We start from the raw sequence: 18225 nt of genomic DNA, 5'->3' as shown, positions 1-18225 counted from the left end.
CGCCGGATCTATTCGCGTTAGGTGAAAATTCGCCGCCGCGCCAGAGGGATGATCGGACGAAGTTCGGCGTCCCTCGTCCGAGCCTCGAGTCGACCCTTTGGTCCGACTCTAATCGATGATCTTTCTCGACGGCCATCGAACCCTATGCTCCTTCCATTGTGAAGTCCTGGGGGGGATCATGATCACTGTCATCTATCGCTGTGCGTTTGTCCGTTGTGGACGCCCGCGCGCGTTCTGAGATGAAGACCTCGGCACTGGTCCACCGCTTCGTCGACGTCGCCGCCACCCGTTCCGACCAACCTGCCGTGCTCGGCGACACCGGCCCGCTCGACTACGCCACCCTCGCCGGCCTCGCCGGCGGGCACGTCGACCTGCTGACCGCAGCGGGCGTCCAGCCCGGCGACCGGTTAGCCCTGCTGACCGCACACGGGGCCGCCACCATCGCCGCCATCCTCGGCACGCTCGCCACCGGCGCCACCTACGTGCCGCTGGACCCCGGCTTGCCCGAGCAGCGGCTGCGCCAACTGCTCGACGGCGCAGACGCCACCGCCCTGCTCTGCGGGGGCGAGCACACCGAGTTGGCCCGACGGCTCGCCGCCGACCGGCCGGGCCTGCGGATCGTCCCGGCCATCGACGTGCGACCCGCGCCGCTGCGCCCGGTGCAGGTGGACCCGGACGCGCTCGCATACGTGCTGTTCACCTCCGGGTCCACCGGGCGCCCCAAGGCCGTCGGGCAGAGCCACCGCAACCTCACGCACGTGGTGGACAACCAGATCGCCACCCTCGACCTGCGGCCGGGCGACCGGCTCAGCCTGCTCGCCTCGTTCAGCTTCGACGCGTCCATCCCCGACCTGTACCCAGCGCTGCTCACCGGTGCCGCCGTCGTCCCGGTCGACCTGCGACGACACGGCCTGGCGTACGCCGTCGAGCACCTGGCCCGCCACGATGTCACCGTCTACCACTCCACCCCGACCGTCTACCGGTACCTGCTGGACACCCCGGGCGTCGAACGGCTCGACCGGGTCCGGGTGGTGCTGCTCGGCGGTGAGCAGGCCACCTACGCCGACGCCGCCCGGTCCCGAGGTCGCTTCGCCCCGGGCTGCGTCCTGGTCAACGGCTACGGGGCCACCGAGATGACCTTCGCGGCCCGATACGCGCTGCCGCTTGCCGACGTCGACCCGGCAGCCACGGGCCCGCTGCCGATCGGGACGGCCCTACCCGGGTACGCGCTGCGACTGGCACCGGACGGCGAGATCGTGGTCCGCAGTCAACACCTCGCGCCGGGCTACCTCGGTCAGGCCAGCGACACCTTCGGCCGTGACCCCGACGGCGTGCGGACGTACCGCACCGGTGACCTGGGTGAGCTGCTGCCCACCGGCGATCTGCGCTGCCTCGGCCGGCTCGACCGGCAGGTCAAGGTGCGGGGGTTCCGGGTCGAGCTGACCGAGATCGAGGCGGTGCTCGCCGCTGCGCCGGGCGTCGCGGAGGTGCGCGCCATCGCCCGCGACGGTGATGTGCTGGCCTACGTCCGGTCGGCCGGGCCGCCGGTGGACCCGGCCGTGCTCCGGGCCACCCTGGCCCGGCACCTGCCCGAGTACGCGTTGCCGCGCGCCGTCGTGCCGGTCGCCGAGTTCCCGCTTACCGTCAGCGGGAAGGTCGACGAGCGGGCCCTTCCCGACCCTGCCCGGGCCGGGTCGGTGGGGGACCAGCCGGCTACCCCGACCGAGCGGATCGTGCACGACATCTGGTGCGCCGTGCTCGGGCGGGAGGCCGTCGGGCGCTCCGACAGCTTCTTCGACATCGGCGGGCAGTCCCTGCTGCTCGGTCAGGTGCAGCAGCAGCTGGCCGAACGGTTCGGTGTCCGGCTGCCGCTGCTCCGGCTCTTCGAGCATCCGACGGTCGCCGCCCAGGCTCGGCTGGTCGACCCACCGGTACCGGCCGTCGCGCCGGCACCGGCCGTCGGACCCGCACCGGCCGTCGTGGCCTTGGCCGCCGTGCCCCCGATGCCCGCTGGCCCGTCCGCCGCAACCGTCGGCGTACGCGAGTACACCGGCGACGAGATCGCCGTGATCGGTCTGGCCGGCCGATTCCCCGGCGCGGCGGACATGGCCACGTTCTGGTGGAACCTGTGCGCCGGCGTGGACGCCATCCACGACCACAGTGACGAGGAGTTGGCGGCGCTGGGGGTCGGCCCCGGACTTCGCGCCGACCCCCGGCACGTCAAGGCCACCGGCCGGCTCGACGGGGTCGCCGACTTCGACGCCGAGTTCTTCGCCTTCGGCGACCAGGAAGCCGCCCGCACCGACCCGCAGCACCGACTGTTCCTGGAGACCGCGTGGGAGGCGCTGGAAGATGCCGGTCACGACCCGGCCCGGTTCCCCGGCCCGGTCGGCGTGTACGCCGCCACCTCCGTCAACCGCTACTTCCTGTTCCACCTCATGGACAACCCGGCAGTGGTCGGCGACGTCGACCCGGACGACTGGGAGGCCCGGCTGGTCGGTCGGCAGCTCGCCGACCACCTTCCCGGGCAGGTCGCGTACCGGCTGGGGCTGACCGGGCCGGCGGTGGCGGTGCAGAGCGCCTGCTCCAGCTCGCTGGTCGCCGTGTGTCTCGCCGCGCAGAGCCTCGCCGACTACCAGTGCGACATCGCCCTGGCCGGCGGAGTGAGCGTGATGTGGCCCCGACACCGGCACATCCCGGGTGGTCTGGCCTCACCGGACGGCCGCTGCAGGGCCTTCGACGAGGCCGCCCAGGGCGCGGGCTTCGGTTCCGGAGCCGGAGTGGTGGCGCTGCGCCGCCTCGCCGACGCGCAGGCCGACGGTGACCGCGTCCTCGCGATCCTGCCCGGCTGGGCGGTCACCAACGACGGCGCCGACCGGGCCGGCTTCGCCGTCCCCGGCCCGGCCGGGCAGGCCGCCGCGGTGGCCGGCGCGCTCGCCGCCGCCGAGGTCACCCCGGGCGAGGTCCGCTTCATCGAGGCGCACGGCAGCGGCACCCCGCTCGGCGACGCGATCGAGGTGGCCGCGCTGCACGAGGTGTACGAGGGCACCGCGCCCGCCGAGACCTGCGCGCTCGGCTCCGTGAAGACCAACATCGGCCACCTCGACGCCGCGGCCGGCATCGCCGGTCTGATCAAGGCGGTGCTCGCCGTGCAGCACGGCGTCATCCCGCCGAACCTGCACTTCACCCGGCCGCACCCGGAGATCGACCTGGCCAACGGCCCGTTCTACGTGCCGACGAAGGTACGGGAGTGGCCGAACGCGCCGCGTCGGGTCGCCGGGGTCAGCTCGTTCGGGCTGGGCGGCACCAACGCGCACGTCGTGGTGGAACAGCCGCCCCCGGCGGAACCGCCCGGCGCGGGGCCGACCGGGGCGCAGGTGCTGCCGGTCTCGGCGCGTACCCCGGTGGCCCTTCGGGCGGCGTTGACCCGGCTGCGGCGGCACCTGGCCGGCTCCGCGCCCGCCCTCGCCGAGGTCGCCGCGACGCTGGCGCTGGGTCGGCGCGAGTTCGGCTGCCGGGCCGCCGTGGTCGCCACCGACGCGGCCAGCGCGGTCACCGCGCTGGACGAGCTGCTGAGCACCGACGCCCGGGTCGCCGGCCCGGCGGGCGCGCTCCGCGAGCTGGCCGCCAGTTGGGTGGCCGGCCAACACCTGGACTGGACGGCCCTGCACCCGGCCGACGCCATCCGACGCACCTCGCTGCCCACCTACCCCTTCCAGCGGCGGCGGTACTGGATCGACCCCCCTCAGAAAGGCGAGCGGTGACCTGGTTCCTCTCCGCTGGTAGCCGCGATCCGGCGCCGGTGCAACTGTTCTGCCTGCCCTACGCCGGCGCCGGCGCCAGCGCGTTCCGCCACTTCCCGGGCAGTTTCGCCCCGGACGTCGAGGTGCTGCCCGTGCAGCTACCCGGCCGGGAGAACCGGATCAGTGAGGCCCCCCGCTTCCGGGTGGCCGACGTGGCCACCGCCATCGCCGAGCGGGCCGACGGTCCGTACGCGATCTACGGCCACTCGATGGGCGGCCGGCTCGGCTTCGAGGTGATCCGCGAGCTGCGTCGACGTGGGTGTCCGCTGCCGCTGCGGCTCTACGTGGGTGGCGCCCGCGCTCCGCACATCAACGCGCCCAGCGTCTTCGACGGGCTGTCGCAGGTGGACGATGAGGAGCTGCTGCGCCGGCTGCGGGTCAGCGGCGGGTTGCCCGGCGAGGTGCTGGGGCACCCCGAGCTGGTCGAGCTGCTGCTGCCGCTGCTGCGCGCCGACTTCGAGCGGGTGGACGGCTACCGGTACGGAGCCGAGGAGCCGCTGCCGGTGCCGATCGTGGTGTTCAGCGGGCGCCACGACGGGGCGGTCAGCCGGGAGCAGAGCGACGCCTGGCGGGAGCACACCAGCGCCGGATTCACCCTGCACGAGCTGGACGGCGGGCACTTCTTCCTGCACGACGCGCTGCCCGGGCTGGCCGCGGCGATCCGCGCCGACCTGCGCGCCGCGCTCGACCGGGAGACCGCTCGCTCCCCGACGACGGGCGGGCCGGCGCGCGCCGCGGCGGACGGACACCGGGTGCCGCTGGGCGACACCGGCTGGTCGGTGTGGCGCGACGCCCTCCTGCGCAGCACTGGCTTCCCCGCCGAGGGCTTGACCATGTTCGCCGCCCCGCAGGCCGCCGCCGCGGCCGACGAACTGCTCGCCAGCGGCACCGGTGCCGACCTGTTCGACAAGGAGTTCGCCGCGGCGATCACCGCCACCGGCCGGGGGCTGAGCGAGCTGGCCGCCGACCCGCTGCTGCGCGAGGCGGTCACCTGGCAGAATCGGAGTGCGCTGGTCGCCCTCGACGGGCTGGCCCGGGGCGGCCCCGATGCCGCCCGCAACGTGCGACGCCGGGAACGGGAACGCGCCCTGCTCAAGTACTGGCAGCGGTACTGCGGCAAGAACGAGACGGTCGGCTTCTTCGGGCCGAGCTGCTGGGTCACCATCGACCCCGAGCTGCCGGTGGCGGCGCGGGTGCGCCCCGGCGCCGCGCTGACCCGCAGCCGCTGGGTGTGGTTCGAGTCCTGGGCGTTGACCGCGTACGCCGAGCGGATCGGTCAGGACCCGGCGGTGCGCCGTTGGTGGGCGCCCCGGCTCGCCCCGCACCTGTGCCTCGTCGGCCGGGAGGTGCGTCGACCGGGCCGGCCCCCCGTCCCGCTGTCCCCGGTGGAGGCGGCCCTGCTCACCGCCGCCGACGGCCACCGCACCGCGCGCGACGTGGTGACCGACCCGAGCATCGGGCTGCGCCGACCGGAGGACGGGTACGCGCTGCTGGACCGGCTGGTGCAGCGTGAGCTGGTCACCTGGGACGCCGAACTGCCGGTCAGTCCGGCCGCCGAGGAGGTGCTGCGGCAGCGGATCGCCGCCGTCGGCGACGCCGCGGCCCGGGCCGCCGCCCAGGCCGGCTTCGACCGGCTCTGCGCCGCCCGGGACGCGGTGGTCGCGGCGGCCGGAGACCCGGACCGACTGCGGGTGGCGCTCGACGCGCTCGACGCGACGTTCACCGACCTGACCGGGCAGGCCGCACAACGCCGGGCCGGACAGATGTACGCCGGCCGGACCCTCTGCTACGAGGACACCAGCCGGGACCTGGACGTGGTCTTCGGAGCGCCGCTGCTGGACTCCGTCGCCGCGCCGCTGGCCGTGCTGCTGCGGGCCGCCCGCTGGCTGGCCGTCGCGCTCGAGGACGCGTACGGGGCGGTGTTCCGGGAGCTGTACGAGGAGCTGCGCGCCGAGGCCGGCGACGGCCCGGTCGCCCTGTCCGACCTGTGGTTCCTGGTCCAGGGGCTGTTCTGGGGCACCGGGGAGCGCCCGGTGGACGCGGTCGCCGCTCAGTTCGCCGCCCGCTGGGCGGAGTTGTTCGAGCTGGATCAGCAGCCTCCCGGCACCACCGAGGTGCGTCTCGACGTGGCGAACCTGGCCGCCCGGGTCGACGAGGCCTTCCCGGCCGTGCGCACGGACTGGTCCAACGCCCGGCTGCACAGCCCGGACCTGCAGATCTGCGCGGCCGACGCGGCGGCGCTGGCCCGGGGCGACTACACAGTGGTGCTCGGCGAGCTGCACGCCGCCTGGCCGTCGTTCGACTGTCAGGTGTTCACCCCGTCGCACCCGGACGTGGAGCGGCTGCGCGACGCGCTGGCCGCCGATCTCGGTCCGCACCGGGTCCGGCTGCTCTTCCCCACCGACTGGCCGCGGCGCACGAGCCGGGTCGCGGAGGCGCTGATCGGCCCGACCGACCGGCAGTTGGCCTTCGCGCCGGCGCCCAACGCCGACCCGGACCGGGTGCTGCCCACCGTGGCGCTGACCGTGCACGACGAGGCGGGTCGGCTGGTGGTCGCCGCCGCCGACGGACAGCGTTGGTCGTTGACCGAGGTCTGCGCCGGGCTGCTCAGCACGCACGCGGTCGACGGCTTCAAACTGGTCGCCGCCGCGCCGTACACCCCGCGGATCACCCTCGACCGGCTGGTGGTGGCCCGGCAGACCTGGCGGACCACTGTCGGCGCGTGCGGCCTGGGCGCGGTGACCGCGGAGCGGGCCCGCTTCCTGGCCGTGCGGGACTGGCGGCGCCGGTTGGGCCTGCCGGAGCAGGTGTACGTCAAGCTCGGCACCGAGACCAAGCCCTGCTTCGTCGACCTGAGCAGTCCCGCCTTCGCCACGATGTTCTGCGCCATGGTGCGGGCGGCCGGCCGGGACGGCGGCGACGCCACGACGCTGGTGGTCAGCGAGATGCTGCCCACCCCGCAGGACGCCTGGGTGCCCGACGCGGCGGGCCGGCGCTACTTCAGCGAACTACGACTGCACATCGTGGACACCGACAAGCCGGAGCTGATTCGATGAAGCACTTGTTGCCCCTCGGCACGACGGGCTGGTCGGTCTGGCGCGACGTGGTGCTGCGTACCGCCGGCTTCCCGGCCGACGGCCTGGCCGCCTTCGCCGCCCCGGAGGCCGCCGCCGCCGCGGACGCGCTGCTGGCCGGCGGGGACACCGCCGACCTGTTCGACAAGACGTTCGCCGAGGCCCTGGCCGGGGCCTCGGTGACCGCCGGCGAGATCGCCGCCGACCCGCTGCTGCGCGAGGCGGTCACCTGGCAGAACCCGGCAATGTTGACAGCCCTGGACGGGTTGCTGCGTACCGACCCGTCGGTGCGCAACCACTGGCGGCGCCGGCGCGAACTGAGCCTGCTGCGCTACTGGCAGCGCTACTGCGGCAAGGCCGAGACGATCGGCTTCTTCGGCCCGGTCTGCTGGGGCGTTCTCGACCCCGCTGAGGAGTCGACCCGGCTGCGCCCGGGGCCGGGGCTGCTGTCGGGCCGGCTGGTGCGCTTCGAGGCGTGGGCGTTGATCGCGTACGCCGATCGGCTCGCCGACGACCTGGACGTGCGTCGCTGGTGGGCGCCAGCGCTGGCGCCGCACCTGACGGTGGAGGGCCGGCAGCTGCACCGGCCGCTGCACCCCCCGCTGGAGATGTCCACGCTGGAGACCCGGCTGCTGGCCGGGTGCGACGGGCGTACGCCGGCACTGCGGCTGATCGAGGGGATCCTTGCCGACGGCGACGCCGGCCTGCGCTCCGCGGCCGACGCGTACCTGCTGCTCGACCGACTGGTCGAGCGTGGCCTGCTGACCTGGGACGCCGGTCTGCCGATCAGCCCCCGGGCCGAGCAGGTGCTGCGGGAGCGGCTGGACGCGATCGGCGCGGCCGACCTGCGCGCCGAGGTGATCGACGGCTTCGACCGGCTCTGTGCCCGCCGCGACGACGTCGCCGCGGCGGCTGGCGACCCGGACCGGTTGGGCGCCGCGTTGGAGGCGCTGAACGCGGAGTTCACCGAGGTCACCGGTCGGCCCGCCACCCGGCAGGCCGGTCAGATGTACGTCGGCCGGACGGTGGTGTACGAGGAGACCGCCCGGGATCTCAGCGTGACCGTCGGTGCGGGGGTGCTCGATGCCCTCGCCGCGCCGCTGGCCGTGCTGCTCCAGGCCGCGCGGTGGCTGACCGCGGAGATCGGCGCCGCCTGCGAACGACTCCTCGGCGAGCTGTACGAGGAGTTGCGCGCCGACGGCCCGGTGCGGCTGGCCGACGTCTGGTCCCTGGCCCAAGGGCTGCTGCTCGCCCCGGAGGGGCCACTGGCTGCCGCCGGAGCCGGCTTCACCGCCCGCTGGGCGGAGTTGTTCGACCTGGCCGCGCTGCCGCCGGGGCAGTCGGAGCTGCGGCTCAGCGCCGCAGAGCTGACCGAGCGGGCCCACCGGGTGTTCCCGGCGACCGCGCCGGGTTGGCCGTCCGGCCGGATCCACAGCCCCGACGTGCAGATCAGCGCCGTCGACCTGGACGCGTTGAACCGTGGTGAGTTCCTGCTGGTGCTGGGCGAGCTGCACCCGGCTCACGTGCCCTTCGACAGCGCGGTCTTCGTGCCGTTCCACCCGGACCCGGTGGCGCTGCGCGCCGGGCTGGACGCCGACCTCGGCCCGGCCCGGGTCCGGGTGCTCTACCCCGAGGGCTTCCCGAGGGTGACCACCCGCACCACGTACGGGCTGAACAGCGCGGCCGACCGGCAGCTCGGCATCGACACCGCCCGCGGCGGTGAGATCGACCGGTTGGTCCCCGCCACCGAGGTGCGGGTGGTGCCGGCGGGTGACCGGCTGGAGGCGGTGCTGCCCGACGGCAGCCGCTGGCCGCTGGTGGAGGTCTTCGCCAACCTGCTCGGTTCGTTGCTGTTGGACAGCTTCAAGTTGCTCGACCCGGCGCCGCACACGCCCCGGATCACCATCGACCGCCTGGTGGTGGCCCGGCGGACGTGGCGGACCACTGTGGGGGACAGCGGTCTGGCCGGGGTGAAGGGGGAGGCCGGCCGGTTCCTCGCGGTGCGCCGGTGGCGGGCCCGGCTCGGCCTGCCGGAGCGGGTGTTCGTGAAGCTCGGCACCGAGGTCAAGCCCTGCTATGTGGACCTGACCGGCCCGCTCCACGCCCAGTCGCTGTGCGCGATGGTCGACGCCGCCGCCCGTACCGGGCCGGACGTCGCGATCGTGGTCACCGAGTTGCTGCCGACGCCCGACGACAGCTGGGTGACCGACGCGGAGGGCCGCGGGTACGTCAACGAGCTCCGCCTGCAGGTCACCGATCCGAGCAGCTACCCCGGGGGGAACGGGTGACCGACATCCTGTCCGTCAGCGCCGTGCGGGGCGAGTCGTTGCCCTGGCCGGACGCGACGCTCGCCGAGCTGGTCGTGGCGCAGGCCGCCCGCACCCCGGACGCGGTGGCCGTGCGCCAGTGGGACACCCGGATCAGCTATGCCGAGCTGCTGTCCCGGGCCGCCGGGGTGGCCGCCACGCTGCGTGCCCGGGGGGTCGGTCGGCAGACCCGGGTGGGCGTGTGCGGCACCCGCCGACCCGACTTGGTGGCCACCGTGCTCGGTGTGCTGCTGGCCGGCGGTTGTTACGTGCCGCTGGAGCCGGGCGGCCCGCGTCGGCGGTTGCGCGGGATCGCCGCCGACGCGGGCCTGTCGCTGGTGGTGGGCGACGCCGCGGAGGCCGAGTTCGGCGCCGCGCCCGGCGTCGAGGCGATCGGCCTGCCCGGTCCGGCTCCCCTCGCCCCGTGCCCGGCCCGCCCCGGCGATCCGGCGTACGTGCTGTTCACCTCCGGCTCTACCGGCCGACCCAAGGGTGTGCTCACCACCCATCGCAACGTGGTCGAGTTCGTCAGCGGCGTGGTCGCGCTCAGCGGCGCGGACGCCGGCGTGCGCAGCCTGGGCATCGCCTCGCTGGGCTTCGACGCGGCGACAATGGACCTGTTCGTCCCGCTGCTGCTCGGCGGCACGGTGCAGCTGCTCGGCGCCGAGGACCGCGCCGACCCGGTGCGCCTGGCCCGGTTCATCGTCGCGCACGAGGTGAACTGGGGCTTCATCACGCCCACAGTGCTGGCCATGCTCGACCCGGAGGAGGTGCCCGACTGGCGCACGGTGCTGTGCGGTGGCGAGGCCGTCCCGGCCGCGCTGGCCGCGCGCTGGGCGCCCGGCCGGCGCTTCCTCAACGGGTACGGGCCGACGGAGACCACGGTGCTGGCGGTCAGCGGCCCGTTGAGCGCCACCGAGACCGACCCGGTGCCGATCGGCCGGCCGCTGCCCAACCACCGCGCGTACGTGGTGGACGCCGCGCTGGACCCGGTGCCGGTGGGGGAGACCGGTGAGCTGCTGATCGGCGGGCCCGGGCTGGCCGACGGATACCTGGGCCGGCCCGCGCTGACCGCCGAGCGTTTCGTCCCGGACCCGTTCTCCGGCCTGCCCGGTGAGCGCCTGTACCGCACCGGTGACCTGGTCCGCCACGACCCGGACGGGCGGATCGTCTACCTCGGCCGGGCCGACCGGCAGGTCAAGATCCGAGGGCAGCGGATCGAGCTGGGTGAGGTCGAGGCGGTGCTGGCCGACCTGCCCGGCGTCGCCTCGGTGGCCGTTGAGGCGGTGGCCGGGCCGGCCGGCACCGAGCTGGTCGCGTTCCTCACCCCGACGGACGCGCCCGACGACGCGCGGCTGCGCGCGTACGCCGGCAGTCGGCTGACCGCCGCGATGCTGCCGGCCCGGGTGCTGCGCCGCGCCGCGCTGCCGGTGAGCCCGACCAGCGGCAAGCTGGACCGGTCGGCGTTGCGAGCGCTGGCCGTCACCGCCCTCACCACCCCACCGGCCGAGCCGGGCGGCGCGCCCGCCGACGCGGCGGTGCCCGCCGACCTGACCGACGACCCGGTCGCGGCGGCGGTGGCCGGGATCTGGACCCGCCTGCTGGGCACGCCGCCGGGCCCGGACACCGACTTCCTCGCCGCCGGTGGCAACTCCATCGCGGCGATGCGGCTGGTGGCCGCCCTGCGCGCCGAGCTGGGCCGGCAGGTGGACACCCGGGAGGTGTTCGCGCTGCGCGGCTTCGGCCGGTTGGTCGAGCAGGTCGCCGTCGCGCCGAGCGCCGGCGACGAGTTGAGCACCGGCAACCCGCCGACGCTCTCCCCGCCGCAGCGCAGGCTCTGGTTCGTCGACCAGCTCGCGCCGTCCAGCGCGCCGTACAACATCGCGGTGGCGCACCGGTTGCGCGGGCCGCTGGACACGGCCGCGCTCGGCGCCGCGCTGCGGGCCGTGGCCGTCCGGCACGACGTGCTGCGGTGGCGCATCCCGCAGACCGGCGGCGTGCCGTACGCGGTCTGCGCGGAGCCCACCGACGTGGCGGTGCCGGTGGTCGACCTGACCAACAGCGCCGACCGGGAGGCGGAGCTGGCCCGGATGCTCGCCGCCGGCGCCGCGCACCCGTTCGACCTGGCCACCGGGCCGCCCTGGCAGGTGACCGTCTACCGGCTCGGGCCGGACGAGCACGTGCTGGCGGTCACCTGGCACCACGCGGTCTTCGACGGCTGGTCCGAGCGCGTCTGCTACGACGATTTGGCCACCGGGTACGGCCGGGCGGTGGCCGGCCAGCCGCCCGCGCTGCCGGAGCTGCGCGCCCGCTACGCCGACTACGCGGTGTGGCGGGACGCGCGGGACCGGCGTCGGGGCGAGGCCGATCTGGCCTGGTGGGCCAGGCACCTGAGTGGCGCGCCGACAGTCCTGGAGCTGCCCCGCGACCGGCCCCGGCCGGCGGTGCAGACCTACGCGGGCGCGGAGGCGTCCGTCCGGTTGTCGGCGCCGGCCGACCACGTCGTGCGGGAACTGGCCGCGCGGCGCGGCACGACGGTCGCCGCGGTGCTGCTCGCCGCCTTCGGTGAGCTGATCGCCCGGCTCACCGGCGGCGACGACCACGTGCTCGGGGCGATCGTCGCCGACCGGCGGCTGGCCGCCTTCGACGACGTGGTCGGCTTGTTCATCGACACCGTGCCGGTCCGGGTACGGACCGCCGGCGCGAGCTTCGCCGAGCTGGTCGACCGGTGCGCCGGCGAGCTGCACGAGGCCACGGCGCACCCCGGCGCGCCACTGGAACGCATCGTCGAGGCACTGGGCGTCGGCCGGGACACCGCCCGGGCGCCGCTGGTGCAGGTGCTGTTCAACGTGCTCAACTTCGCCCCGCCCCGGCTGGACCTGAGCGGGCTGAGCGCCGAGCCGGTGGCCGTGCCGAAGCCCGGCTCGCCGTTCGACATCACCGTTTACGTGGTGGAGCGCGACGGCCGGGCCGGGGTCGAGGTGGTCTACAACCCCGACCTGTTCGACGCCACCCGGATCGAGGACCTGCTCGCCGACCTGGCGGATCTGGTGGACGCGCTGGCCGCCACGCCGCACGCGCCGGCCCGTGCGGTGGCCGGGGACCTGCCCCGGCCCACCGTGCGGGTGCCGCAGCTCGGCGCCATGACGGTCGTCGGTGCGGAGGCCGCCGGCCCGCCGCCCGGTCTGCTGCCCGCCGGACCGGACGGGCTCACCGAGACCGAGGAGCTGATCGCCGGCATCTGGCGGGAGGTCCTCGAGCGGGACCGGGTCGGCGTCACCGACAACTTCTTCGACATCGGCGGCCACTCGCTGGCGCTCGCCGCCGTGCACGCCCGGCTGACCGCCGCCACCGGCCGCTCGATCCGGATGCTCGACCTGTTCCGCCACCCCACCGTCCGGGCCCTCGCCGCCAGCCTGGACGGCGCCGCCGACCGGCCGGAGCTGGCCCGGGCCGCGATGCGGGCCGCCGCCCGCCGTGGCCGTACCCGCCGTATCCCTCCGCGCCGCCCTGGCGGCACCGCGTGACGAAGGACAGCCTGATGAGCAACCCGACCACACGGCCCGACGACGCCACCGACCTGGCGGACGAGGGCATCGAACCGATCGCGATCGTCGGCCTCGCCGCGCGCCTACCCGGCGCCGCCGACGTGCACGAGTTCTGGCGCAACCTGGTCGACGGGGTCGAGTCGGTCACCGAGCTCACCCGCGAGGAGCAGTTGGCCCGGGGCGCGACAGTCGACGAGGTCGACGATCCGGGCTGGGTCAACCGTGTCCCGCTGGTCGACGGGTACGACGAGTTCGACGCCGGGTTGTTCGGGATGACCAACCGGGAGGCCGAGCTGACCGACCCACAGCACCGGCTGTTCCTGGAGACCTGCCACACCGCGCTGGAGGACGCCGGCTACGACCCGTCGCGCTACGATGGCGCGGTCGGCGTGTACGCGGGCACCGGCGGCAACATGTACCTGCAGCGCAACGTGCTGCGTAACCAGCGGGCCGGCGGCAACCCGCACACCGCGGTGTCCATCGCCACCGGCAACTCGCCGAACTACGTGGCCACCAACGTGTCGTACCGGCTGGACCTGCGTGGGCCCAGCATGACCGTGCACACCGCCTGCTCGACCTCGTTGGTCGCCTTCCACCTGGCCTGCGAGGCGCTGCGCAACGGCGAGTGCGACATGGCCCTGGCCGGCGGGGCGAACATCGAGCTGCCGCACGTCGGCTACCTGGGGATGGAGGGCTTTACCTCGCCTGACGGCCGGTGCCGCCCGTTCGACGCCGAAGCGAACGGCACGGTGTGGGGCAGCGGAGTCGGGGTGACCCTGCTCAAGCGGCTCTCCGACGCCATCGCCGACGGCGACACCGTACGCGCCGTGGTGCTCGGCAACGCGATCAACAACGATGGCGCCGGCAAGGTCGGCTTCACCGCGCCGAGCGTCGACGGGCAGATGGCGGTGGTCGCCCAGGCCGTGGCGATGGCCGACGTCGACCCGCGCACCATCACCTACGTCGAGGCACACGGCACCGGCACGGCGATGGGCGACCCGATCGAGGTGGCCGCGCTCTCCGCGGTCTACACGAAGGACACCGACGAGCGGGGCTGGTGCGGCATCGGCTCGGTGAAGTCGAACATCGGGCACCTCAGCCAGCCGTCGGGCATCGTCAGCGTGATCAAGACGGTGCTGGCCATGGAGCACGGTCTGATTCCACCGACGATCAACTTCGAGACGCCGAATCCGGCGGTCGAGTTCGCCGACACCCCGTTCTTCGTGGCGAACACGCTGACCAAGTGGGACGCCGACGGCGGGCCGCGCCGGGCGGGGGTCAGCTCGTTCGGCATCGGCGGCACCAACGCGCACGTGGTGCTGGAGGAGGCGCCGGCGGCGTACCGGGACGACCGGCGGGTGCGCCCGGCGCACCTGCTCCAGGTCTCCGCGGCCACCCCCACCGCCCTGGACGCGGCGGTGCGGCGCCTCGCCGATCACCTGGACGGCGCGGCCGACGCCGGGCCGGAGTACCTCGCCGACATCGCGCACACCCTGCGCGTCGGCCGCCGGCAGTACGCGCACCGCCGCGCCGTGGTCGCCACCGACCTGGCTTCGGCTGCCGCCGCCCTGCGTGCCCGCAAGCGCGGGCCGGAGCCGGTGACCGACGGTCCCGCCCCGAAGGTGGGCTTCCTGTTCAGCGGTCAGGGAGCCCAGTACGCCGGCATGGGCGCGCAGCTCTACGCCGAGCAGCCCAGCTTCGCGGCCGCCGTTGACGAGTGCGCCGAGCTGCTCCGCCCCGAACTCGGCCTGGACCTGCGTGACCTGATCCTCGGCCGCGACCCGGCGGCGGGGGAGCGCCTCGTCGAGACCCGCTACACCCAGCCGGCCCTGTTCACCGTCGAGTACGCCCTGGCCGTCCTCTGGCAGGCCGCCGGGGTGCGGCCGGCCGCGATGATCGGCCACTCCATCGGCGAGTATGTCGCCGCCACCGTCGCCGGCGTGCTGAGCCTGCCCGACGCGCTGCGGGTGGTCGCCGGCCGGGGCCGGCTCATGCAGTCGGTGCCGACCGGGTCGATGCTGGCGGTGGCGCTGGACGAGTCGGTGGTCGCCGCGCAACTGCCCGCGGAGCTGGCGGTCGCCACCGTCAACGGCCCGGGCACCTGCGTGGTGGCCGGCCCGACCGCCGCGGTCGAGGCGTTCGCCGCCACGCTGGACGGCAAGAGCAAGATGCTGCGCACCTCGCACGCCTTCCACTCGCCGATGATGGACCCGATCCTGGCCGAGTTCACGGCGCTGATGGGCACTGTCACGCTGCGCCCGCCGACGCTGCCGTTCCTGTCCAACGTCACCGGCACCTGGGTCACCGCCGAGCAGGCCACCGACCCGGCGTACTGGGCGGCGCACCTGCGGCAGCCGGTCCGGTTCGGCGACTGCGTCGCCACCCTGCTGGCGGCGGGCACCTGGCAGCTGCTCGAGTGCGGCCCCGGCCGGCAGTTGGCCAGCCTGGCCCGGATGCAGGTGGCCAGGGCCGCACCGGAGCAGCGCCCGCTCGCCCCGCTGAGCAGCCTGCCCGGGCCGGGCGACGGCACCGGCGACCTGGCCACCCTGCTCGGCGCCGCTGGCGCGCTCTGGTCCGCCGCCGTGCCCGTGCGCTTCGACGACGACCCGGCGGCCCGGCGGGTGCCGCTGCCCACGTATCCCTTCGAGCGCCGCCGCTTCTGGATCGACCCGGATCCGGAGCAGCCGGTCGTGACCGCCCCGGTCGAGGTGGGGCCGCGACCGCTGCCGCAGTGGTTCGCGGTGCCGGTCTGGCAGCAGGCCGCGCCGCTGCCGGCGGCCGAGCCGCTGGGCCGCTGCCTGGTGCTGACCGCCGGCCCGCGCGGTGACGCGCTGGTCGCCGGCCTGCGGGCCGCCGGCGCCGACCCGATCCTGGTACGCCCCGGCGACTCCTTCGCCGTGACCGACACCGGCTACCACCTGCGCCCCGGTGTGCGCGCCGACTACGACGACCTGATCGCGGCGCTCACGGCCGACGCGGTGCCGGCCCGGTTGGTGCACGCGTTCACGCTGGACGGCCCGCCGGCCGGCACCGACATAGCGGCGGTCTGGGCCGCGCAGGAGCGGGGCTTCTTCAGCGCCCTGCACCTGGTGCAGGCACTCGCTGGCGCCGGCCTGACCAGCGAGAACGACGGCCTCGCCCTGGACCTGGTAACCGCCGGGATCGGCGACGTCCGCGGCGACGACCTGCGTCGCCCGGAGCACGCCACCCTGGCCGGGCTGGTCCGGGTGCTGCCGGCCGAGCTGCCCGGGCTGGCCGTGCGGCTGGTCGACGGGGACCCGGCCGAGGACGACGTCGCCGCCGTGGTCGCCGAGCTGCGCCGCCTCCGGGACCCGGAGCGGGCCGAGGTGGCGCTGCGGGGGCGGCGTCGCTGGCTGCCCGGCTTCGAGCAGGTGACTGTGGACTCCGAGGCGGAGGCGGGAGCCCTGCGTGACGGTGGCCGGTACGTGATCACCGGTGGCCTCGGCGGCATCGGGATCACCCTGGCCGAGGACTTCGCCACCCGGGCCCGGGCCAGGCTGGTGCTGCTGGCCCGCTCCGGGCTGCCGGAGCGTGAGCGGTGGGACGACCACCTCGCGGTGCACGGCGACGACCGGGCCGGCCGGGCCATCGCGGCGATCCGCCGGATGGAGGCCGCGGGCGCCGAGGTGCTGGTGCTCGCCGCCGACGTCACCGACCCGGCCGACCTGCGCCGGGTCCGCGACGCCGCGCAGGCCGCGTACGGCGGCATCGACGGCGTCGTGCACGCGGCCGGCCTGCCCGGCGGGGGAATGGCCGAGGTGAAGGAGCGGGCCGAGGCCGAGCGGGTGCTCGCCCCGAAGCTCGCCGGCACGCTCGCCCTCGCCCAGGTCTTCGGTGACCTGCCACTGGACTTCGTGGTGCTGTGCTCGTCGATCACCGCCGTGGTCGGCGGCTTCGGACAGGTCGACTACTGCGCCGCGAACGCGTTCCTCGACGCGCACGCGCGCTCGGGCGCGGGCTGGCGGGCACCGGTGCTGTCGCAGAACTGGGGCGGCTGGGCCGAGGTCGGTATGGCCGTGGAGACCGCCGCGCCGGCCGGCTTCCGGGCGGCCGGCCGGGACACCGTCACCGCGGCGGTCGACCACCCGGTGCTCACCACGAAGGTCACCGGGCCGTACGGCACCGTGCTGCACGGGCTGGTCTCCGCGGCCACCCACTGGTTGCTCGACGAGCACCGGATCGGGGGTGTGCCGGTGGTGCCGGGCACCGCGCACCTGGAGTCGGTCCGGGCCGCGGTGGCCGCCGCGCTGCCCGCGCCCGGCCCGGGCGCGGCGGTGGAGCTGCGCGACGTGGTCTTCCTCGAGCCGTTCGCGGTGCCCGAAGGCACCGTCGCCCAGTACCGGGTGGAGCTGACCGGCACCGACGACGGCGGCACCGAGTTCGCGGTGCGGAGCCTCGCAGGCGGCCGGCTGCGGACCCACGTGCGGGGCGGCGCGGGCTGGACCGACGAGCCGGCACCGGCACCGCAACCGGCCACGGTCGTGGGTCGCCGGGTGGACGACGACGCGTCGTTCGGGCGGGGCCGGACCAGCATGCTGACGTTCGGGCCGCGCTGGGCCGCGCTGCGGGAGCACCACCTGGCCGACGGCGAGGAGTTGGCGGTCGTCGAGGCGCCCGCCGTGGCGGCCGACGACCTGCCCGTCTGGGGCCTGCACCCGGCACTGCTGGACGTGGCGACCGCGTTCGGCCGGGGCCAGGGCAGTGGCACCTACCTGCCGCTGTCCTACGGCCGAATCGTGGTGCGCGGTCCGCTGCCGGCCCGGTTCACCAGCCGGTTGCGGCACCGCACCGGCGGCACCGACGAGGTCGTCGCCGCAGACCTGTCGCTGCGCGACCCGGACGGCCGGGAGCTGGTCGAGATCAGCGACTTCGTGCTGCGCAGGGTGGACCAGGGCGCCGTCACAGGTGGCCTGAGCGGGCCCGCCGGCGACGACGCCGGGGCGGTGCCGGCCCCGTCCACCGAGGACATCCGGCCGGTGGACGGCGCGGAGGCGTTCCGCCGTAGCCTCACCGCCGGTCTCGGCGCCCAAGTGGTGATCGCCACCCGGACGGTGGAGGACATTCGGCACCGTGCCGGCCGGGTCACCTCCGGCAACCTGGCCGGCGACGAGGCGGCCACCGGGCCGGCCGTGACCGGGGCGTCGGCCGGCACCGCCGGGCCGGGCACCGAGTTGGAACTGGCCATCGCCCGGGTCTGGCAGGACCGGCTCGGGGTGCCCGAGGTGGGCGTCGACGACGACTTCTTCGCCCTGGGCGGCAACTCCCTGGTCGCGGTCCAGCTGATCGCGGCCATGCGCAAGGCGACCGGGGTGCGCCTGCCGATGCGCAGCCTCTTCGAGACCCCCACCGTGGCCGGGTTGGCAGCCCGGATCGAGGAACTGCGCGTCGCCGCGGCCGACACCGACGAGCCGGCCACCCCGGCACCGATCCCCGCCATTCCGCGACTGCCCCGCGCGTGACGAGAAACCAGGAG

At 75.2% G+C, this 18225-nt stretch carries 5 protein-coding genes; all 5 read left to right on the top strand.

Annotated features, from left to right (window positions below):
- The first annotated feature begins 239 nt into the window (after positions 1–239).
- Genes OG598_RS13725 through OG598_RS13705 form a run of 5 tightly spaced genes read left to right on the top strand, consistent with a single transcriptional unit; the run spans position 240 to position 18211 of the window.
- Positions 240–3764, top strand: coding sequence for a beta-ketoacyl synthase N-terminal-like domain-containing protein (locus OG598_RS13725; protein WP_328654794.1), 3525 nt, complete (start codon positions 240–242; stop codon positions 3762–3764).
- Positions 3761–6859, top strand: a complete 3099-nt coding sequence (locus tag OG598_RS13720; protein WP_328654793.1) for a thioesterase domain-containing protein — start codon at positions 3761–3763, stop codon at positions 6857–6859. The genes OG598_RS13725 and OG598_RS13720 overlap by 4 nt, the downstream gene beginning before the upstream one ends.
- Entirely contained in the window at positions 6856–9165 is a 2310-nt protein-coding gene (locus OG598_RS13715) for a lantibiotic dehydratase (RefSeq protein ID WP_328654792.1), read from the top strand. Before OG598_RS13720 ends, OG598_RS13715 begins: the two co-directional genes overlap by 4 nt.
- A complete protein-coding gene (locus OG598_RS13710; RefSeq protein ID WP_328654791.1) occupies positions 9162–12710 on the top strand; it encodes an amino acid adenylation domain-containing protein in 3549 nt (1182 codons plus the stop codon). The genes OG598_RS13715 and OG598_RS13710 overlap by 4 nt, the downstream gene beginning before the upstream one ends.
- 14 nt (positions 12711–12724) lie before the next feature.
- The gene (locus OG598_RS13705; protein ID WP_328654790.1) at positions 12725–18211 is read left to right on the top strand and encodes a type I polyketide synthase; all 5487 of its coding nucleotides are present in this window, start codon (positions 12725–12727) and stop codon (positions 18209–18211) included.
- Positions 18212–18225 lie beyond the last annotated feature (14 nt).

The sequence above is a fragment of the Micromonospora sp. NBC_00330 genome (assembly GCF_036136635.1).
Lineage (GTDB): Bacteria > Actinomycetota > Actinomycetes > Mycobacteriales > Micromonosporaceae > Micromonospora > Micromonospora salmantinae.
This window is presented reverse-complemented; position numbering and strand designations above follow the sequence as displayed.

Coding starts and splice junctions, on each gene's coding strand:
- OG598_RS13725 (WP_328654794.1), top strand. CDS start 240: ATGAAGACCTCGGCACTGGTCCACCGCTTCGTCGACGTCGCCGCCACC.
- OG598_RS13705 (WP_328654790.1), top strand. CDS start 12,725: ATGAGCAACCCGACCACACGGCCCGACGACGCCACCGACCTGGCGGAC.
- OG598_RS13715 (WP_328654792.1), top strand. CDS start 6,856: ATGAAGCACTTGTTGCCCCTCGGCACGACGGGCTGGTCGGTCTGGCGC.